The organism is Rodentibacter haemolyticus (assembly GCF_015356115.1).
Taxonomy (GTDB): Bacteria; Pseudomonadota; Gammaproteobacteria; order Enterobacterales; family Pasteurellaceae; genus Rodentibacter; species Rodentibacter haemolyticus.
Genome location: NZ_CP063056.1, coordinates 68124 through 87462, shown reverse-complemented (window position 1 = coordinate 87462; position 19339 = coordinate 68124). Strand labels below are relative to the sequence as shown.

The following is a 19339-nucleotide window of genomic DNA, read 5'->3' as shown; positions in this document are numbered from 1 at the left end:
TTTTATAGAAAAATATTTTTATTTAATTCACCGTGGATTGATTCAATAGATAGAAAGCGTATGCTTAGAAGAAATTTCGCACAGAGAGGAAATCAGCTATGCAAGATATGATAAATGGATTATTAATTGTTTTAGTGCCGATGTTATTAGGTTATTTACTCAAGATAAAGAATGAAAATTACATTTCAAAAATTAATCGAATTGTGATGTTTTTGCTTTATGTCATTTTATTTTTAATGGGCTACTTGCTTGGACAGCTAGATAGTCTTGAAACGATATTGCCGATTATAGGCAAAACGGCTTTGATACTTTCGATTTCTATTTTATCTGTCAATATTATCGGATTGATGATCTATGATCATTTTAATCCCGCAGAATCCCTTAAATACCAAGGAAAAATTACTTCTCGTTGGCATTCGTTTATGGATTCTTTCAAGCTTTCCTTCACCGTAGTTGTTGGGGTATTAGTCGGCTGGTTGTTTAAATCATCGCTTATATTGCCGACAGGCGTTAATCTTTATGTATTGATCGCATTGATCTTTTTTGTAGGCGTTCAATTACGCAATAATGGTATTTCTTTGAAAGAAGCGCTTTTCAATAAATGTGGGTTTCAAACCGGCATTGTATTTACGATAACATCATTACTTGGGGGAATAATTGCCGCCTTTATTTTATCTATACCGATTACGCAAGGCTTGGCATTTGCTTCCGGTATGGGGTGGTATTCTTTATCGAGTGTTGTACTGACAAACGCTTGGGGGCCGGTGCAGGGAAGTATTGCATTTTTTAATGATTTATTGCGTGAAATTGTGAGTTTATTTATCGTACCGCTTTTTATGCAGCGTTTTCGCTCAACGGCAATTGGTATTACCGGTGCGACCGCATTGGATTGTACCTTGCCGATCATTCAGAAATCCGGCGGAATTGAAGTCGTACCTATCGCGATTTCTTTTGGATTTGTAACGAATATTTTACCACCGCTGCTATTGGTGTTTTTCTCAAGTATTCCGATATAAAAACAAGAGGGAAATCAATGATTTCCCTTTTTTGTCTTTATTCTTTCCAAACTACGTGAAATTCACGATCTTCTTCCTTGTGAGAGATTAAGAATTTGGCGAATATATCGTCCATTTCATCTTTATCGTTTACCAAGCCAATCCAAACTTCGGCAAAGGCTTCCGGATCAATTAACACACCGATTTCTTGCTCCCAATTGTCGGCGGTCTCCACAAATTCCACCGCACCACGCTCTTCAAATTGAAGATTGAATAGCATAATATCGGCGGGATCTAAATTTTCTCCTGCCATTTCTAAGAAAATATCGTAAGCAATATCAATTGCTGCGTCCGGATCTAATTTTTGAATTTCAGTTGTCATTTTGTTTTCTCGTTTATCAATAATAAAAAGTGCGGTTATAAAATCTTTAGATTTTGAACGTTGGCTTGCCAACGGTGCCGTGAGGCATAACAATCGCTCGAAGCGATTGTGTATAAATTTCTCAATATCATGTAGCGGTAGCAGGGAGACAAAGGTAGGGTGGTGCAACTTGTTGCCCACCATTGAAATCCCTTATTTGAATCGGTGGGCAAAAAATTTGCCCACCCTACAAAATCTGTTGTACAAAGAGAACAATATTATATCCATAGGTAGAGTGCCGTTAGCCGTAAGGTGTAACGCAGCGCAAAAATACCGATGAATTATGGTGTGTCACGGTTACGACTAACAGCACCCTACAATGATTTGTGTAACGCCACATATACCAGTGCTTTCTTTATTCTATTAGGGGGAAATGGTAAATATTCACCGATTATTCTAAATGCGAAGCATCATTGACCCTTTCAACGGAAAATCCTTTTTCACTTTCATAATGTACGATACTGATCGATGTATTGAGTAAAGGGACGGATTGCTTTTCATCGCGATGATTTTGCCACGTTGCACCGTTGAGGAGGGCGATAAGTAGGCGTAATGTATGCCCGTGGGAAACCACGAGAATATTACCGGAATGATGAATTTTGATAATATCCTGTAGTGCTTTCATTGCACGATCAGCGACTTGTCGGTAGGTTTCTCCGCCATTGGTTTCGGCTTTGTAATTTGCCGGGTCGTTGATCATTTGTTTAAATTCAGGATGTTCACGTAAGGGTTCAACCCATTGTCCTTCCCATTTTCCGAAAAATTGTTCGTTTAATCCTTTATGCTGAAATAATGGAATATCGCGTTTGCCGATAATTAATTCTGCCGTATCAATAGTGCGTTTTAAACAGCTGGAGTAAGCCGCACTGAAATCGATATGTTGCAAAGCAACGCCTGCCTTTTGCGCACCTAAAATCCCTTGTTCCGTTAAGGGAGAATCGCCATGACCTTGCATTAACCCCTGTTCATTCCAAAAGGTTCTGCCATGGCGGATAAAGTAAAAAGTTAATTGTTTCTTCATTTTTCTTAGAAATTCCGTTAAAAAATAAGGAAGCCGAAACTTCCTTATGATGAGTGATTAGCGGGAATAGTAACCTGCCATTGAGCTATATACCGAATTTTCCGCCCGAATGAGACCATACTTTGCCTGTAAAATAGCAAGTTGTGAGTTTTTCTCCGTATTTGCCGCATTTAACCATTCACGTAATTCCGATACGCCTGCGTTATAACGGTTACGGTAATATTGTGTGATTCGTTTGTTGTAATCAAAGGTTTTTTGCAGGTTGGCAAAGGCACTCTGTGCTTGAGTAAATGCAAAGTAGTTGGTATCAACATCGTTTAATGCGGTGGTAATGCTTTTTTCGTAGTTTAAACGTGCGGTTTCATAGTCCGCTTCTGAAATTTTTACGTTCCATTTTACCGTGTTCCAATTTAAGAACGGTAAGCTAATACCAATCGTACCGCCCGCAACAGGGTTGTGGAGTGCATTACCGACTTTGGTTCCTGCCGAGCTTAAACTGCCGCCTAAAGTAATTTCCGGGAACCAACTTTTTTGTGTGGCCTGAGCATTTTTAAAGGCGCTGCTTAAACGGTATTGATAGCCTTTTACATCCGGACGATTAGCAATAACGGAAACAGGCACATTTAAATTTACCCCCGCATTTTTTACGTTAAGAATATGAGGGAAAGTGATATTTAACGCTTCTTCCGGTTTTAAGTTAAGTAAATTACGTAAAGTTTGTTCAGCGGCTTTTCTTTGAGTTTGGTAACTGATCAAATTGTTACGAGCCGTTAATACCGATTGTTGCGCTTGATCCACGGCGGCAGAATCCGCTACGCCTTGATTTAAACGGCGTTGCATAATATTGCTGATGTCGTTGTAATACTTAATGCTTTCTTCGGTTGTGCTGATGGCATCATTAAGATAGGCGATTTGGTAATAAGTGGTGACGACAGAATTGATTAAGGATAATTTGGTTGCTTCTAAATCTTCTGCCGTCGCTTTATGTGCCCATTCGGCGGCATCGGCGGAATCGGCTAAACGACGCCATAGATCGAGGGTATAGGATACATTCAATGTGCCTGAGTGAGAAATTGTGGAACTTGCACTTTTATCAATACGGCGTTGTGCGTTAGAAGTTGTTGAGCCGTTAAATCTCGGCACTAAATTTGCGCCTAATAAATTCGCATTATAAAGCGCACGATTGACGGCAACGGCAGCTTTTGCCAAATCTTTGTTGTTCAATAAGGCTTGCTCGACAACCAGATTTAATTGCGCATCGTTATAAAGCGCCCACCAATTTTCTTTTACATTGAATTGTTTGGTGATTTCTTGGTATTTTTGATAGTCCTCTTGGCTAGCTTTATAAGAATCACTGATGTTGGCGCAGCCTGCAAGGGTTGTTGCCATCACAATAGCGAGCGTTAATTTTTTCATTTTTAACATTGTTTTTTCCTTCATTATCATTATCATCGTTAAAAAGTGCGGTAGATTTTACCGCATTTTTCAGTTTTATAGTGAATTAAATTAAAACGGATACAAAGCTGTAAACTGAAGAACAGTACAAATACGTGTGGCAAGGTGCAGTTTTAAATTTAATTCACTATACAAAATCTATTCACGAGCGAGAGCGGTAATCGGATTCAACTGTGCCGCACGTTTTGCCGGCATATAGCCGAATACTACGCCGATAAGGGTAGAGAAGAGTACCGCCGTAATAATTGAGACGGCGGAAAATGCCATAGCAAAATCTTCCATAAAGAAATTAAACAGCAATCCGATTGTGCCTGAAAGTAAAATGCCGGTAATACCGCCGATTAAACAAATAAGTACGGCTTCAATTAAAAACTGCTGTAAAATATTGGTTTGGCGCGCACCGATCGCCATACGCACACCGATTTCTTTGGTTCGTTCGGTTACTGAAACCAGCATAATATTCATAACGCCAATGCCGCCCACAATTAAGGAAATAAAGGCGATAGAAGAAATCAGCAATTTCATTGTACCAGTCGTACTTTCAACGGCTTGTTTGATGGTGTCGCTGTTCATCACGAAAAAGTCTTCCTTTCCGTGGCGTATAGTCAGTAATTCCGTAATACTTTTTTCTGCCACTGTCGAATTGACATCATCAGTGATTTTTACTGTGATAGAGCCGATCTTTTTGCTGCCGGAGATTTTATTCATCACCGTGGTATAAGGCGCATAGATATTTAACGAGCTACTCGCCCCCCCCATTTGTTTATCCGATACCACGCCGACAATGCGTAAAGGTCGTTTGTTAAACATAACGATTTTTCCAAGCGGTGATTCATTTGAAAAAATGGTTTTTTGACCATTTTCATCAATTAATACCACCTGATTATTTTCTTGCACATCCTGAGCGGAAAAGAAATTTCCTTGTTTGAGCGTTAAGCCCTCAACATCAAAATATTGCTCGCCGACCCCTTTTAAATTGGTGGTGGAAAAGGTTTGATTACCATAAACTAAAGTACCGCTTGAACTGCTGTTCGGTGTTACGCTTTGTACATAACTTTGTTGATTTAATGCATTAGCGTCATTTATCGTGAGATTTTGCATTTGCTCGGCTTTTCGATCGCCAAAGCCCGTACCGTTAAAAATGGTCATCGTATTCGTGCCGATACCCTTAATGTTTTCTAAAATTTTCTGTTGCGAGCCATTACCCAATGCCACTACGGAAACCACCGAGGTGATCCCGATAATAATACCGAGCATAGTGAGTAGAGAGCGCATTTTATGCGCCACAATCGCACTGATGGACATACGAAAAGCTTCAATAAGTTGATCTTTACTGAAACCAAAGTGCGGTTTAATTTTGGGCTGATTTTCGACCGCACTTTTTACGCTTTCTTTTTGATTGTCGGCAATGATTTCACCGTCTCGAATTTCAATAACGCGATTTGCACTGGCTGCAATATCACGATCGTGTGTGACCATAATGATGGTATGACCTTCGTGATGTAATTGACGCAAAATTTCCATCACATTTTGTCCGCTGTGAGAATCCAGTGCACCCGTGGGTTCATCGGCAAGAATAATTTCACCGCCGTTCATTAATGCGCGAGCGATACTTACCCGCTGTTGCTGACCGCCTGAAAGTTGGTTCGGTTTATTTTGCCATTTATCGTCTAAACCGAGTTTCTCTAATAATTGCTTGGCGCGATCTAAACGTTGCGTTTGCGGTATTCCCGCATAAATTGCAGGGAGTGCGACATTTTCCGCCGCCGTTAAACTTGAAAGTAGATTATAACGTTGGAAAATAAAACCGAACTTTTGGCTACGTAAATCGGATAATTGATCGGCTGAAAGCTGATTGGTTTCGTTGCCGTCAATTTTATAAGAACCGTCGGTTGCCGTATCCAAACACCCGATAATATTCATTAACGTGGATTTACCCGAGCCGGATTGGCCGATAATTGCAACAAAATCGCCTTTTTCAATATTTAAGGAAACATTCTTTAAAATATGAACGCGATTTTCGCCTTCGCCAAAGTAGCGGTTGAGCTTATTAATTTCAATAATATTCATAAAATTTTTACCGCACTTTAGAACATTCTCGGACCGCGAGAACGAACCGTACCGCCTACTTTTTCATCGGAAGCGACTTGTGAAACAATGACGTTGTCACTTTCATTTAAGCCGGCTTTTATTTCCGTTTGAAAATCATTTTGTACACCGATTTCCACTTCTCTCATTTCCGGTTGATTTTTTTCGTTCAAGACATTTACAAAGGTTTTGCCGTCTTTCTTTTGAATTGCCATATTGGAAATCAACAATACATTTTTCGCATCGGCAATTTTAATGTTGTTTTCCGTCGTCATGCCGATACGCAAAGTGCGGTCGGGATTATCAACGATTAAATTGGCATAATAATAGATCGCACCGGAACTGCCGGACGTACTTGAATTGCCTGATGAACTAGAAGAGTTATCACTTTTTGTTGTGGTGGCCGGATCGACAGAAGAAATTACACCTTCATACCGAATGTTTGGCTCGGACAAAATTGTAAAAATAACCTTTTGACCGGCTTTCACTTTTGTGATGTCACCTTCCGAAATTTCCGGTTTTATGCGCATTTGAGTCAAATCCGCCACTTTTACAATGGTTGGTGTTGTTTGTGCCGAATTGACAGTTTGCCCTTCGGAAATCGGGGTGGAAATAATCGTTCCGTCAATCGGTGAGGTAATTTTGGTATAGCCGACATTGGTTTCTGCCGTATTCACCTCAATTTCCGCTTGTTTTATGGATTCTTTCAACGCATCCACTTCTGATTTTGCCGCATCAAAGGTGTTTTTCGCATTGTTTAAATCATCAAGCGAGGCCGCCTTTTGAGCATAAAGTTTGGAATAACGGGAGTAAGCGGATTGTGCCACATTCAGTGCGGTTTCTTTTGCTTTTAATTGCGCTTGATAGCTTGCCAATACGGCTTTTTTTGTATTCAGCTCATTAATTTGAGTAGTAGAATCAATATCGGCAATCAAATCACCTTTTTTTACTTCTTGTCCTAGTGTAACGTAAAGTTTTGTGATTTTACCCGAAACTTGCGCGCCGACATCAACTTCGTTAATGCTGCTGATGGAGCCTGAGGCAACAACGGTTTTTTCAATATTACCGCGAGTTACTTTTTCAGTGAGATAAGCGGATTGCTGATTGTTGTCCGCGGTAAAAAAATAAAAGGCGAAACCGCCTAAAATAAAAAGACCGAGTATAAATAAAATTTTCTTCATTGATAATAAATTCCAAATAATGAACAAGTGTTCAGTTTGCGTATTTTAATGATAACTCTCTCGTTTTGCACGAAAAATCTTGGTGTGAGACAAAATATTTCTCAATTAATTTGTCCGATTTTTTATTTTTACATTTTTAAATTAGGTGAGAATTAGGGAGGTTTTATCATCTATGTGATTCCAAAATGTCATGGGCAATAGATGGGAGATGTCTTCTAATGACACAATCAGGAATAATTCTGAAATTTCTTGTGTAATTCAAAAGTTGGGCGTAGATTGGAGCAATACTCGGGTGTGAGTATCAAATGTAACGTCACTTTTCATTCAGGAGTAACACAGATGACTGAAGAAACAAAACTTAAATGGCTTAGTTGGGCTAAGGAACTTCAATTCCTCTCACAAGCAGGATTGACATATTCAAAAGATCCTTTTGACATCGAACGCTTTGAGCGCATACGTGATATTGCCGCCGAAATAATGAGTACCAAGAGTGGCTTGCCGTTGGATATTGTCAACGATTTGTTTTGTAACGAAATGGGTTTTCAAACCCCTAAGTTGGATACACGGGCTGTCATATTTAAGGACAACCGGATTTTGCTTGTAAAAGAACGCAACGGCACATGGTCGCTCCCGGGTGGTTGGGTCGATGTATTGGAAACCGTGAAATCCAATACTGAAAAAGAAGTCAAGGAAGAAGCTGGGCTTGATGTCAGAGCTATCCGCATAATAGCTTTACATGACAAGAACACTCACAATTCAAAACCTTTCGCCTATAACGTCTGTAAAGTGTTTGTAGAATGTGAAGTGCTCGGCGGGTGTTTTCAAGAGAATATCGAAACAGTTGAAAGCGGTTATTTTAGTATGGATAATTTGCCGCCGCTTGCCGATGAAAAAAATACCGAAGAACAAATAAGAATGTGTTTTTTAGCCCATAATAATAGAGATTGGGAAGTGCAGTTTGATTGATATGAAAATTGAGTTACAAAATATTTTGACATAGAAATATTCAGTTGAGGTGATAAGGTACTATGCGTTCGGTAACACGCCGAGCGGTCGATTTAAGTTGCAGAAATATAACACTGTCGCTGGCACGAAAGACAGAGCCGTGTTTGGCAAAGATGTTTTAGACTTTACCGACCCACAAACCGGTGGACTTATCCGAGGTAAAAGCGGCGGGATTTTAGCGGTTCATCGTCTGATAAATAAACCTGAACGCCATGCTGCGTTGAAGTCTGCTACGGCGAACGACAACTCCTTATCGCACGGTTGTATCAATATGCCGACGGCGTTTTACGATGCTAACTTGCTAAATTTAGACGGTGCGATGATTTATGTTTTATCGCAAGACGGCAGGAAGTCGTTGAAAGTGGATAAGGCAGTTGAGAAAGCGGTGAACACGCCACCTATTACGTACACCTCTGTGACTGTATCGAAAGCGGCACCAAGTAAAACCGGTTCGGTCAAGTTTGACTCAAGTCAGGGGAAATTTACTGCACCTAAAGTGAAATTTAGTTTGAGTGAAAGAGCAGATAACGACTTTGCGAAAGCGGTGGATCGTGTTACGGAGCGATTGAATAACCTTAAAGACTGAAAAGAAGTAGGCGGTTATCCAGAAAATACCATTAAATTAGGTACAACTCCTGATGTGTTTAAAATGCTTGGCACGCCAGATGTTCCGGTGGAGATTAGTTGGCGAACTATTGAAAAAGTAATGCGAGAGCATTTTAGTTTAGGGAAAGGTAAATTTAAAAATATCCACAACCTATCGCCGGAATTGGTAAAAAAATCCCCGCTCAACTTAATGACCCAGTGGCGGTCTATGCGTCTAATACCACGAAGAATGGCTTAGTTGTATTAACTGAACTAAGTGTGGTTGAAACTAAGACAGGAAAAGAAAGTCCAGTGGTTGTGGCGTTACACTTCGAGAGAGATGACGGTCGATTAGAGCTTATCAACATCAAGAGAGCGTATGAGCGCGATGCAGATAAAATCGCTAACGATGATTTATCTAAGCGAGATGTTTACTATATGAACAATAAAAAATGGCAATGTCTTGTCAAAAACCACCCTAGCCTACAATTAGCTAACGCATTTTCTGACGACTCTGCCAACAAGCCGTATTTTATGAGAACGGAAAAAATTTGCAAGCGTATCGCAGAGATTCGGTTAGAGACAAAGTTCGTAGTTCTATCGCTCCGTTGATGGATAGTCGTGTTGCAGATGGAAATCCGAATATCGACGTAGATAAGCTCAAAGCGAGTCTTAAAAAGTCGTTGGGTAAACTTGCGGACAGCGTCCACTTAATCGGCCAAGATCAATTTATACATCACCCGGGAATGGAAGTGGTGCGTAAGAATGGTATTGAGGGGATTTATCATCCTGAAACGAAGCAAAATATCGAAGCACGTCCCGGAATGAGCGCGGCTGACCGTATTGACTTTGTCGCCTACCACGAGCTTACACACCGTGGCTTAGATACGAAATACGGTGATGATTTACGCCAAGTCTTACAAAACGTTGACAGTAACGCCTTTATCGCTGAACTCGCCAAGGCAATCTCAAACGAACGCCGTAATGACACCGTCACTATAAACCAACTCACTGCCAATGAAGAAGTCTTAGCGGAGCTTAATGCGGCACTGAAAACCGGTAATATGAAACACCTCTCCGAGCGTTATGATGTGAGTATTCCGCTTGAGTATCATAAGGATGTAAAATTGAGTGTTATTTGTTTAATTGTCTGACTATTAAATTTTGTGGTAGAAAGGCAGGAAGTCCCCAACTTTTTTTTTTCTTACAAAACATATAGAATAGCGAAGTTATTTTTTATTTATTTGAGAAAGTTATGAGCAATACAGAACATAATCTAGAAACGGTGGAAAGCACACGTCCGCATAATTTTATTACGCAAATTATTGATGAAGATTTAGAAAATGGTAAACACAACAATGTTTACACCCGTTTCCCGCCTGAACCAAACGGCTATTTACACATTGGTCACGCAAAATCCATTTGTTTAAACTTCGGTATAGCGAAAGATTACAACGGATTATGTAATTTGCGTTTTGATGACACTAATCCGGTAAAAGAAGATGTGGAATACGTTGATTCCATCAAGCAGGACGTAGAATGGCTGGGTTTCCATTGGGCAGGCGATGTTCACTATGCTTCCGATTATTTTGATGTGTTATATGATTATGCTATTGAGTTAATCAAAAAAGGTCTGGCATATGTCGATGAGCTTTCACCGGAAGAAATGCGCGAATATCGCGGCACGCTGACGGAGCCGGGGAAAAATAGCCCGTATCGTGATCGTAGCGTAGAAGAAAACTTAGCCTTATTCGAGAAAATGAAAAATGGTGAATTTGCCGAAGGTAAAGCAAGTTTACGTGCGAAAATTGATATGGCTTCACCTTTTATGGTTATGCGTGATCCGGTACTTTATCGTATTAAATTTGCAAGCCATCACCAAACGGGCGACAAATGGTGTATCTACCCGATGTACGATTTTACCCACTGTATTTCCGATGCAATTGAGCGCATTACGCATTCGTTATGTACGCTTGAATTTCAAGATAACCGCCGCTTGTATGATTGGGTGTTGGATAATATTTCAATTGAACGTCCATTGCCTCACCAATATGAATTTTCACGTTTGAATTTGGAATATACGCTGACCTCCAAACGTAAGCTATTAAAATTAGTCACAGACGGGATTGTAGATGGCTGGAATGATCCGCGTATGCCAACGATTTCCGGTTTACGTCGTCGTGGTTACACACCAGCTTCCATTCGTGAATTTTGCCGCCGCATAGGGGTGACAAAACAAGATAATGTAGTGGAATACAGTGCGTTGGAATCCTGCATTCGTGATGACTTAAATGAAAACGCACCACGAGCGATGGCTGTGTTAAATCCGTTAAAAGTTGTGATTGAGAATTTTGGAGAAAAAGAAATCTTAAAAGCTCCGAATCACCCGAATCGCCCGGAGCTTGGTACCCGTGAATTGCCTTTTACCCGTGAAATTTATATCGATCAAGCGGATTTTCGCGAAGAAGCGAATAAACAATATAAACGTTTGGTGCTTGGTAAAGAAGTACGCCTACGTAACGCCTACGTGATCAAAGCGGAACGGGTAGAAAAAGATGCGGATGGTAATATCACGACTGTGTATTGTACTTACGATCCTGAAACTTTAGGCAAAAATCCGGCAGATGGTCGCAAAGTGAAAGGCGTAATTCAATGGGTTTCCGCAGAAGATAATTTACCGGCGGAGTTTCGTTTGTATGATCGCTTATTTACTGTGCCAAATCCGGGGGTGGCAGAAGAGCTTTCCGAAGTGTTAAATCCAAATTCACTCATCATTAAACAAGGTTTTGTAGAAAAAAGCCTGCATAGTGTAGAACCGGAAAAAGCTTACCAATTTGAACGCGAAGGTTATTATTGCGCCGACAGCAAAGACAGTCGCGCTGACCATTTAGTGTTTAACTTAACCGTGAGCTTGAAAGAAGGTTTTTAGGTTTAAAATAACGTAAAAGTGCGGTTAAAACTGACCGATATTATGTAGCAGTAACACAAATCATTGTAGGGTTGCAGTTAGGCGAAGCCGTAGCGCACCAATTAACAAGGTTTGATGAAATGGTGCATTACGCAAAGCTCACCGCACCCTACCCAAATAAAAAAATCTTTTTCTGTTGTGCAACTGCTACATAATACCGAAAATGACCGCACTTTGGTTTTATACATTAATAAAGAGGATAACATCATGCACAGCACAGCACAGCACAGCACAGCACAATTGTACAATTTAAAATGGGGATTGTTCAAATTAATTGAGGGCGATTTTATTAGCCAGTATGCTCAATGTTATGGCGAATGGTCGGAAGTTGAAGTAGCCGTTTTTCATCATATTCTTGCAGCTAGCGATAATGTCATTGAAGTCGGTGCAAATATTGGTATGCACGCAGTTCCTTTAGCTAAAGCTATCCCACAAGGAAAGTTATTCTGTTTTGAACCTCAACGTATTCTTTTTCAACATCTCAGTTGTAATTTAACCTTAAATCACCTTACTAATGTCTATGCTTATCAACAAGGTGTAGGTGAGCAACATCAACGTCTTGATATCCAATCTTCCGATTATAAAGTTCCTTGGAATTATGGTAGCTTTTCTCTGGATAAAGGATTTAGCACGGAAGGCGATTTTAAGGGCAAGGTTCATTTAGAAAATATTGAAGTAGTCCGTTTAGACGATCATATCGAAATTAATAAATTGACGACTCTAAAATTATTGAAAGTCGATGCGGAGGGCTTTGATTTACAAGTCTTGAATGGAGCAAAACAATTAATTGAAAAATATCAGCCTATTATTTTTATCGAAGTGCATTTAAATACAGTACAGAGAACCTTAAATTATATGCAAGGTATAGGTTATCAATGCTATTGGTTGGCAAGTAATAGATATCAAAAGAATAACTATTTCCGTCAACCCAAAACACTAGAAGGCGTGGATATTAACTTTCTTTGTTACCCTAAATCAGCAGAAAATATCCCTTCATTTTTAACTCAAGTATCTGAATTTTCAGAGAATAGTTCTATTCCTTTATTAGAAATAAATTAATTAAAGGTAGAGAAATTCTAAAAGTGCGGTTAAAATGACCGCACTTTCTTTTTTATCTGATTTTTATGGCAAATTTAACTCCCGATTTTTGGCAAACCAAATCTCTTCTTGAAATGACGGAACCTGAATGGGAAGCATTATGTGACGGTTGCGGTAAATGTTGTTATCGTAAATATATTCAAGGACGAGGAAAACGGCAGAAACTTTACTACACCCGTATTGCGTGTAATTTATTGGATGTGAATACGGGAAAGTGCGGTAATTATTCGGCGCGTTTTAAAATCGAAAAGGATTGCACCAAACTCACTAAAAACAATCTTCCGGATTTTCATTGGTTACCCCATACCTGTGCTTATCGTTTACTTTATGAGGGGAAACCTTTACCGGATTGGCATCCATTGTTATCCGGTAATGAGCTGTCTGTGAAAAATGCGGGTGTTTTGATTGAAAACGGTATTCATGAAAGAGATGTGATTGATTGGTTTGAATTTGTGATTGACGAAGTATAAAGGTTTTTCATAGCGATTGGAAAGAGATAAATGCTGATAGTCGGTGATTTTTGTGCTAGAATTTGCCATCGTTTTATCATAATGATTTACATAGGGAAAAGTATGAAAGTTTTAGAAGGTGCGGTAGCGGCACCAAACGCAAAAGTTGCGGTGGTTATTGCCCGTTTTAACAGTTTTATTAATGAAAGTTTATTAGATGGCGCGATTGATGCATTAAAACGTATCGGTCAGGTAAAAGATGAAAATATTACTATCGTGCGCGCACCGGGTGCGTATGAGTTGCCGTTAGTCGCACGTCGTTTAGCGGAAAGCAAAAAATTTGATGCGATTGTGGCATTAGGTACGGTAATTCGTGGCGGTACGGCGCATTTTGAATATGTCGCCGGTGAAGCGAGTACAGGTTTGGGCAAAGTGGCGATGGAAGCGGAAATTCCGGTCGCATTCGGCGTATTAACCACTGAAAATATCGAGCAAGCCATCGAACGAGCCGGTACAAAAGCGGGTAACAAGGGTGCAGAAGCGGCATTGACTGCGCTTGAAATGGTGAACCTTCTTCAACAAATTGATGCGGCATAATCATTATGGTAGAGCAAAAACAAGTCAAAAAGCCTTCAGCCCGCCGCCGTGCGCGCGAATGTGCGGTTCAAGCCCTATATTCTTGGGCGGTTTCTGGTAATAATGTTGAACAAGTGGAACTGGCGTTTTTACTTGATCAGGATATGTCCGGTGTGAATAAACCTTACTTCCGCAAATTATTTCGCCAGGCAGTGGAAAATATCGAAACCCTTGACTTCACTATTGAGCCTTATATTGACCGCGCTTTTGATGAACTTGATCCGATTGAGAAAGCCGTTTTACGTTTGGCAGTGTATGAATTGCGCTTTGAATCGGATGTCCCCTATAAAGTCGTGATTAACGAAGCGATAGAAGTGGCAAAAGTATTTGGGGCGGATGAAAGCCATAAATACATTAACGGTGTGTTGGATAAAATCGCACCGGCGTTAGGACGTAAATAATCGCTTTATAGAAAGAATGGCGCGCGTTTATAACGCGTGCTTTTTTATTTAAACAGGCTGCAAAATATGGCGATAGGTGAATTTGAACTGATCAAACGATATTTTGAAAAATCACAATCCCAAGCAGATGATTTGATACAATTATCCATCGGTGATGATTGTGCGTTGGTTTCTGTACCGGAAAGTTATCAACTTGCCATTACAACAGATACTATAGTGGAAAATACCTATTTTCTCCCAAAAATTTCTGCCCCTGATAGTCTATAAAGCCGTTACGACCAATTTAAGTGATCTTGCCGCAATGGGGGCAATGCCTAAATGGATTTCTCTGACCTTAACTTTACCAAAAATTGAAGAATCTTGGCTTATCGAATCGTAATGTCTTCGGCTTGTGGTTTTATATCTATGTTAATTAATTCACTGTCAAGGAAGAAAAATGACAGAAAATAATCCTTTAAAAAAAATTTCGTTAGCGAATCCCGTGCATTTACTTGCCCTTGGCTTTGGCTCGGGTTTGCTAAGTCCTGCTCCCGGTACTTGGGGGAGTGCGGTCGGTACGATTTTAGGTGTCATACTGCTTGCCCTTTTCGGCACAAAAATCTTTCTGATTTTGACCGCACTTTGCTTTGTCTTAGGTTGCTGTCTTTGTCAAAAAACCGCTGATGATATGGGCGTTCATGATCACGGCTCTATCGTTTGGGATGAATTTGTCGGCGTATTTATTGTATTGGCTGCCATTCCGACACTTTCTTGGCAATGGGGTTTAACGGCATTTGTACTATTTCGGATTTTCGATATTCTAAAACCTTTTCCGATTCGTTATTTTGATAAAAAATTGGAAAGTGGTTTTGGTATTATGGCGGATGATGTACTTGCCGCCCTCTATGCCGTGATGATTCTCTTTATTCTGCAAATTTGAGGTTGATAATGCTGAATTTAATTATTGTTCATTTATTCGGTTTAATGACACCGGGGCCGGATTTCTTTTATGTGAGCCGTATGGCTGCAAGTAATTCCCGCAGAAATACAATATGCGGTATTCTCGGCATCACGCTCGGTGTCGCATTTTGGGCGGCATTATCCATGCTCGGATTAGCAATGTTATTTGTTACGATGCCGGCGCTTCACGGTGTCATAATGCTAATGGGCGGTAGCTATTTGGCGTATCTCGGTTTTTTAATGGCTCGAAGTAAAAAACACGCACAATTTGAGCTGGTTTCAGCTTCCGAACTCAATCAACAAACCACCATTAAAAAAGAAATTATGAAAGGGTTGTTGGTGAATTTATCCAATGCGAAAGTTGTCGTGTATTTTAGTAGCGTAATGTCTCTTGTGTTGGTCAATATTACCGAAACTTGGCAAATCGTGTTCGCTTTTGCCGTTATTGTGGTGGAAACCTTCTTCTATTTTTATGCCGTTTCATTGATCTTTTCACGCAATATCGCTAAGCGATTATATAGCCAATATAGCCGTTATATTGATAATGCAGCAGGTATAGTATTTTTGTTTTTCGGTTTATTACTGATTTACAATGGAATTAACGAAATCATTCATTCATAAGAAGGAAATAAAAATGACATTAAAGATTGCGATTGCCGGTGCCGGCGGAAGAATGGGACGTCAGCTGATTTTGGCGGTTCAGAATACGGATAATGTGGAATTAGGCGCAGCTTTTGAGCGTAAAGGGTCATCTTTAGTCGGAGTGGATGCCGGTGAGTTGGCCGGTATCGGCCGTTTAGGTGTAACGGTATCGGATGATTTAGCCTCACAAAAAGATAACTTTGATGTGTTAATCGATTTTACCCGTCCGGAAGGCACGCTTGAACATTTGGCATTTTGTGTGGCGAATAATAAGCCTATGGTAATTGGTACAACCGGTTTTGATGAAACGGGGAAATCGGCAATTCAAACCGCTTCGGAAAAAATCGCAATTGTATTTGCATCAAATTATAGTGTGGGTGTGAATTTAGTGTTCAAATTACTTGAAAAAGCCGCCAAAGTGATGGGGGAGTACTGTGATATTGAAATCATTGAAGCGCATCACCGTCATAAAGTGGATGCACCGTCAGGCACAGCACTTTCAATGGGAGAACATATTGCAAAAACACTGGGACGTGATTTAAAAACGCAAGGCGTATTCTGTCGTGAAGGTATTACCGGCGAACGTAAACGGGATGAAATCGGTTTTTCCACCATTCGTGCTGCGGATGTTGTGGGAGAGCATACCGTATGGTTTGCCGATATCGGCGAACGTGTCGAAATTTCCCATAAAGCCTCCAGCCGTATGACCTTTGCCAACGGTGCCGTGCGGGCAGGGAAATGGTTGGAAACTAAATCAAAGGGATTGTTTGATATGACGGATGTGCTGGATTTGAATAACCTATAAATCCAGTTCAATATCGCTTTCCACACGACAACAACATAATAAAATCTCATCAGGTTGAATAAAGGCAAGGGGCGTTTCTGCATAAGAGACCTTGCCTTTTTTAATTTTCACACGGCACGATCCGCAGTAACCGCTACGGCATTGATATTCGTGATGAATATGGTTACGTTCTAAATGATCCTGTAAGCTGGTTTCATTGTTGAAATCGAGCGTGGTTTGGCTACGGATTAAGTGAATTTTCATGATAGAATCGAAAAAATATAGTGAATTAAATTAAAAAATGTTGATGATCATTGCTACGCCTTGCCGTACTATTTGTATTGTCTTTGGCTTGCAGCTTTGTATCCATTTTAATTTAATTCACTATAACTGTCGTGTCATTATATAAGGAAAAAATGAAATTATTGATAAAAACTCAAGTGATTTTGACCGCACTTTACTTAACGGCTTGTAGCTCAATCAATAAAGCACCGATAAAATCCGTTGATATTTATGTAAAACCTTATTATTCCGCCCAAAACGGCAGAGTAGATAATGTATTTATCCATAATAAGATTGATCCGATGCTGCGTGAAAATACATTGAAAGGTTATCAAAGTGCGGTCAAATTTGTAGAAGAAAATCCGGCACGTATTTCACCAATGACAATGTTTACGCTCGCGGCACGGGCTTATGATTTCGGTCTGCGTGATGAAGCGGTGAATTGGTATTATCGAGGACAAAATCGTTTAATTACGGCGCTTTATGTATTGGATTTACCAAAACGGACCGTGGAAGATAATACCGGATTTAGTCAGGTGGTGGGGCAGTTTATCAACCCCTATGCTTTTTGCGATTTACAAAAACAGCGTAAAGATGCCGAAGCAGCCGTGAATTGGACGATTTCACATCCTTATGAAATCCTGTTTATAGAAACATTTCCATCAAAATACCAAGATCGTAAAGCCGCACTAAAAGAAGCGGAAGAAAAATTAAAAGCACGTTTGAAAGAGCAAGATGAGTTTTTTGCAAATCCCCAAAATAAGGAAAAATGGCAAAAAGCACGGTTGGAAAATTTCGTTAATGAACGGTTTTGTTGGTAAGCCGGTAAAAATAATAATCTGCACGTTTTATGTGCGAATTGTTAAACGCTTTATTCCACCTTGGGGCAAAATATCACCTACTGCCATTAATGATAATTTGATGACAAAGCCGCTTTCTAGGCGATTTTCCAAGCACTTAAAAGGGTTTCAACCCCCGATTTTAGGTTTTTCTCGCTTAAATGCCCGAACCCAAGGGTAAATAATTTTCGCCGCTGATACTCAATCGGATAAAGTTTGATCTGGTGTTGTCGGGCGATCTTGGTTAATTCGGATAATGAGCGAGGAGCATTGATTACCTCGATTAACAAATAAAAGCCGGAATGTTCGCCATAGTAGAGAATTTGCTCAGCGTAAGGCGTGAGTAATCCACATAATAATTCCATTTTTCTGCGATAAATTTTCCGCATTCGGTTGATGTGTTTTTCAAATTCACCCGATTGAATAAAAGCCGCCAGCCGTTGTTGTTCAAAGCGGGAGACAGAGGCATTAAAAAAACTGCAATGTTGTCGGTAAGCCTTGAGCAAGGTTTTTGGTAACACCAAAAAGGTAATGCGTAACGAGGGCATAATTAATTTGGAAAACGAGCCTAAATAAATCACCTTATGCTGACGATCCAAACTTTGCAGGGAAGGAATCGGTTTGCCTTTATAGCGAAATTCGCTGTCGTAATCGTCTTCAATAATATAGCGATCTTCCTGTTGAGCCGCCCAGTCGAGCAGTTGCAAGCGTTGACCTATCGGCAAAATATGCCCGAACGGGTACAAATGAGAGGGGGTTAAATAGGCAATTTGGATATTTTTTTCGGTTAAGAAATCAATATCAAGCTGGTAGTTTTGAGTGTGAAAGGGCAACTTGACTGCCGTTTTTTGATACAAGGTTAGGAGTTTTTCAACATTGGCGTAGCCATAAGGTTCCATTGCCCAATTTATTGTCGGATGAATTTGCTGAAAAAGCAAAATCAACTGCTGTAGGCAGCTTTCCACCCCGGCTCCGATAATAATCTGTTCTTCCTCACAATTTACCCCTCGTGAAGCCCACAAATATTGGGCGATTTGTTGGCGTAAATGAAGATCGCCTTGATTATCGCCTAAATTGAGCCATTCTTTATCTGGGCGGGCGGCACATTTTCGCCAATGCTCAAGGGGAAAGTGGTCGGTATCAATACGGTTAGGGTTGAAATCAAACAACGGGCGAGAAAGATCGGTCGTTTTTTTCGTTGTTTTGGCAAAGGGTTCGGTCGGGTAATTCAGCTCCGATTGAAAACTGACAAAAAATCCGCTACGGGGTTTGGATTCGATATAACCTTCCGCTAACAGCTGGGTGTAGGCATTTTCCACCGTATTTTGGCTAATTTGTAAATAGTCGCAAAGCCGTCGTTTGGAGGGCAGTTTTTCACCCGGTTGCAGAGATTGCGTATAAATCGCTCGTTTGATCTGTTGATAAAGCTGTAAATAAAGAGGGGTATCGCTGTTCTTTTGTAGAAGATAGCTGAGCTTTTTCATTCTGACCTCATTAAAAAGATAAAAATTGATGCTTTTAATCATATCTATTTAGACTAAAAATAGCGA

21 protein-coding genes and 1 pseudogene are annotated in these 19339 nt (G+C 40.2%); 15 read left to right on the top strand and 7 right to left on the bottom strand.

Going from position 1 to position 19339, the window contains the following annotated elements; genetic code table 11:
• The first annotated feature begins 98 nt into the window (after window positions 1–98).
• Window positions 99–1016 (top strand): lysine exporter LysO family protein, encoded by a 918-nt coding sequence (locus IHV77_RS00455; protein ID WP_194812213.1) that lies wholly within the window; start codon window positions 99–101, stop codon window positions 1014–1016.
• Window positions 1017–1053: 37 nt separating this feature from the next.
• Here IHV77_RS00455 and IHV77_RS00450 read toward each other — a convergent pair whose 3' ends face one another.
• The 5 genes from IHV77_RS00450 to IHV77_RS00430 all read right to left on the bottom strand — a co-directional run bounded on the left by IHV77_RS00450 (window position 1054) and on the right by IHV77_RS00430 (window position 7161).
• The gene (locus IHV77_RS00450; RefSeq protein ID WP_194812212.1) at window positions 1054–1377 is read right to left on the bottom strand and encodes an HI1450 family dsDNA-mimic protein; all 324 of its coding nucleotides are present in this window, start codon (window positions 1375–1377) and stop codon (window positions 1054–1056) included.
• A gap of 430 nt (window positions 1378–1807) precedes the next feature.
• Window positions 1808–2437: a histidine phosphatase family protein gene (locus IHV77_RS00445; protein WP_194812211.1), complete on the bottom strand. Its 630-nt coding sequence runs from the start codon at window positions 2435–2437 to the stop codon at window positions 1808–1810.
• Window positions 2438–2494: 57 nt separating this feature from the next.
• Complete coding sequence (tdeA, locus tag IHV77_RS00440; protein WP_194812210.1) at window positions 2495–3862, bottom strand: toxin/drug exporter TdeA; 1368 nt, start codon at window positions 3860–3862, stop codon at window positions 2495–2497.
• 168 nt (window positions 3863–4030) lie between these two features.
• Window positions 4031–5962, bottom strand: a complete 1932-nt coding sequence (locus IHV77_RS00435) for a MacB family efflux pump subunit (protein WP_194812209.1) — start codon at window positions 5960–5962, stop codon at window positions 4031–4033.
• Between the two features lie 17 nt (window positions 5963–5979).
• Complete coding sequence (locus IHV77_RS00430; protein ID WP_194812208.1) at window positions 5980–7161, bottom strand: efflux RND transporter periplasmic adaptor subunit; 1182 nt, start codon at window positions 7159–7161, stop codon at window positions 5980–5982.
• Between the two features lie 339 nt (window positions 7162–7500).
• Here IHV77_RS00430 and IHV77_RS00425 point away from each other — a divergent pair, with 339 nt between their 5' ends.
• The 13 genes and pseudogenes from IHV77_RS00425 to dapB all read left to right on the top strand — a co-directional run bounded on the left by IHV77_RS00425 (window position 7501) and on the right by dapB (window position 16689).
• Window positions 7501–8127, top strand: a complete 627-nt coding sequence (locus IHV77_RS00425; RefSeq protein ID WP_194812207.1) for an NUDIX hydrolase N-terminal domain-containing protein — start codon at window positions 7501–7503, stop codon at window positions 8125–8127.
• Between the two features lie 97 nt (window positions 8128–8224).
• Entirely contained in the window at window positions 8225–8752 is a 528-nt protein-coding gene (locus IHV77_RS00420) for a hypothetical protein (RefSeq protein ID WP_194812206.1), read from the top strand.
• Between the two features lie 218 nt (window positions 8753–8970).
• A complete protein-coding gene (locus IHV77_RS12000; RefSeq protein WP_194812205.1) occupies window positions 8971–9363 on the top strand; it encodes a MuF-C-terminal domain-containing protein in 393 nt (130 codons plus the stop codon).
• Entirely contained in the window at window positions 9303–9905 is a 603-nt protein-coding gene (locus tag IHV77_RS00410) for a hypothetical protein (RefSeq protein WP_194812204.1), read from the top strand. Before IHV77_RS12000 ends, IHV77_RS00410 begins: the two co-directional genes overlap by 61 nt.
• 101 nt (window positions 9906–10006) lie before the next feature.
• Window positions 10007–11680, top strand: coding sequence for a glutamine--tRNA ligase (glnS, locus tag IHV77_RS00405; RefSeq protein ID WP_194812203.1), 1674 nt, complete (start codon window positions 10007–10009; stop codon window positions 11678–11680).
• A 114-nt stretch (window positions 11681–11794) separates the two neighbouring features.
• Window positions 11795–12778: an FkbM family methyltransferase gene (locus tag IHV77_RS00400; RefSeq protein ID WP_228550020.1), complete on the top strand. Its 984-nt coding sequence runs from the start codon at window positions 11795–11797 to the stop codon at window positions 12776–12778.
• Window positions 12779–12843: 65 nt separating this feature from the next.
• Window positions 12844–13287 carry a YcgN family cysteine cluster protein gene (locus tag IHV77_RS00395; RefSeq protein ID WP_194812202.1) on the top strand — a complete coding sequence of 148 codons (444 nt, stop codon included), beginning with the start codon at window positions 12844–12846 and terminating at the stop codon, window positions 13285–13287.
• 102 nt (window positions 13288–13389) lie between these two features.
• Entirely contained in the window at window positions 13390–13863 is a 474-nt protein-coding gene (gene ribH / locus IHV77_RS00390) for a 6,7-dimethyl-8-ribityllumazine synthase (RefSeq protein WP_194812201.1), read from the top strand.
• 5 nt (window positions 13864–13868) lie between these two features.
• Window positions 13869–14303, top strand: a complete 435-nt coding sequence (nusB, locus tag IHV77_RS00385; protein WP_194812200.1) for a transcription antitermination factor NusB — start codon at window positions 13869–13871, stop codon at window positions 14301–14303.
• Between the two features lie 66 nt (window positions 14304–14369).
• A pseudogene (locus tag IHV77_RS00380) lies at window positions 14370–14670 on the top strand (AIR synthase related protein); the annotation flags it as partial.
• Between the two features lie 69 nt (window positions 14671–14739).
• The gene (locus IHV77_RS00375; RefSeq protein ID WP_194812199.1) at window positions 14740–15222 is read left to right on the top strand and encodes a phosphatidylglycerophosphatase A family protein; all 483 of its coding nucleotides are present in this window, start codon (window positions 14740–14742) and stop codon (window positions 15220–15222) included.
• An 8-nt stretch (window positions 15223–15230) separates the two neighbouring features.
• Window positions 15231–15863, top strand: coding sequence for a LysE family transporter (locus IHV77_RS00370; RefSeq protein ID WP_194812198.1), 633 nt, complete (start codon window positions 15231–15233; stop codon window positions 15861–15863).
• A gap of 13 nt (window positions 15864–15876) precedes the next feature.
• A complete protein-coding gene (gene dapB / locus IHV77_RS00365; protein ID WP_194812197.1) occupies window positions 15877–16689 on the top strand; it encodes a 4-hydroxy-tetrahydrodipicolinate reductase in 813 nt (270 codons plus the stop codon).
• Here the strand turns inward: dapB and yfaE are convergent.
• Complete coding sequence (gene yfaE / locus IHV77_RS00360; RefSeq protein ID WP_194812196.1) at window positions 16684–16932, bottom strand: class I ribonucleotide reductase maintenance protein YfaE; 249 nt, start codon at window positions 16930–16932, stop codon at window positions 16684–16686. The genes dapB and yfaE overlap by 6 nt on opposite strands.
• A 152-nt stretch (window positions 16933–17084) precedes the next feature.
• Between yfaE and IHV77_RS00355 the strand changes: the two genes are divergently transcribed.
• Window positions 17085–17771 (top strand): hypothetical protein, encoded by a 687-nt coding sequence (locus IHV77_RS00355; protein WP_194812195.1) that lies wholly within the window; start codon window positions 17085–17087, stop codon window positions 17769–17771.
• 116 nt (window positions 17772–17887) lie between these two features.
• On the opposite strand, the gene pdxR is transcribed toward IHV77_RS00355, so the two are convergent.
• The gene (pdxR, locus tag IHV77_RS00350; RefSeq protein WP_194812194.1) at window positions 17888–19273 is read right to left on the bottom strand and encodes a MocR-like pyridoxine biosynthesis transcription factor PdxR; all 1386 of its coding nucleotides are present in this window, start codon (window positions 19271–19273) and stop codon (window positions 17888–17890) included.
• Window positions 19274–19339: the final 66 nt, after the last annotated feature.

Bases quoted from the DNA above. Each gene is read 5' to 3' on its own strand.
- IHV77_RS00450 (WP_194812212.1), bottom strand. From the start codon at position 1,377: ATGACAACTGAAATTCAAAAATTAGATCCGGACGCAGCAATTGATATT.
- IHV77_RS00455 (WP_194812213.1), top strand. From the start codon at position 99: ATGCAAGATATGATAAATGGATTATTAATTGTTTTAGTGCCGATGTTA.
- IHV77_RS00370 (WP_194812198.1), top strand. From the start codon at position 15,231: ATGCTGAATTTAATTATTGTTCATTTATTCGGTTTAATGACACCGGGG.
- IHV77_RS00435 (WP_194812209.1), bottom strand. From the start codon at position 5,962: ATGAATATTATTGAAATTAATAAGCTCAACCGCTACTTTGGCGAAGGC.
- IHV77_RS00430 (WP_194812208.1), bottom strand. From the start codon at position 7,161: ATGAAGAAAATTTTATTTATACTCGGTCTTTTTATTTTAGGCGGTTTC.
- IHV77_RS00400 (WP_228550020.1), top strand. From the start codon at position 11,795: ATGAAATGGTGCATTACGCAAAGCTCACCGCACCCTACCCAAATAAAA.
- dapB (WP_194812197.1), top strand. From the start codon at position 15,877: ATGACATTAAAGATTGCGATTGCCGGTGCCGGCGGAAGAATGGGACGT.
- glnS (WP_194812203.1), top strand. From the start codon at position 10,007: ATGAGCAATACAGAACATAATCTAGAAACGGTGGAAAGCACACGTCCG.
- tdeA (WP_194812210.1), bottom strand. From the start codon at position 3,862: ATGTTAAAAATGAAAAAATTAACGCTCGCTATTGTGATGGCAACAACC.
- IHV77_RS00425 (WP_194812207.1), top strand. From the start codon at position 7,501: ATGACTGAAGAAACAAAACTTAAATGGCTTAGTTGGGCTAAGGAACTT.
- yfaE (WP_194812196.1), bottom strand. From the start codon at position 16,932: ATGAAAATTCACTTAATCCGTAGCCAAACCACGCTCGATTTCAACAAT.
- IHV77_RS00375 (WP_194812199.1), top strand. From the start codon at position 14,740: ATGACAGAAAATAATCCTTTAAAAAAAATTTCGTTAGCGAATCCCGTG.
- IHV77_RS00445 (WP_194812211.1), bottom strand. From the start codon at position 2,437: ATGAAGAAACAATTAACTTTTTACTTTATCCGCCATGGCAGAACCTTT.
- ribH (WP_194812201.1), top strand. From the start codon at position 13,390: ATGAAAGTTTTAGAAGGTGCGGTAGCGGCACCAAACGCAAAAGTTGCG.
- pdxR (WP_194812194.1), bottom strand. From the start codon at position 19,273: ATGAAAAAGCTCAGCTATCTTCTACAAAAGAACAGCGATACCCCTCTT.
- nusB (WP_194812200.1), top strand. From the start codon at position 13,869: ATGGTAGAGCAAAAACAAGTCAAAAAGCCTTCAGCCCGCCGCCGTGCG.
- IHV77_RS00355 (WP_194812195.1), top strand. From the start codon at position 17,085: ATGAAATTATTGATAAAAACTCAAGTGATTTTGACCGCACTTTACTTA.
- IHV77_RS00395 (WP_194812202.1), top strand. From the start codon at position 12,844: ATGGCAAATTTAACTCCCGATTTTTGGCAAACCAAATCTCTTCTTGAA.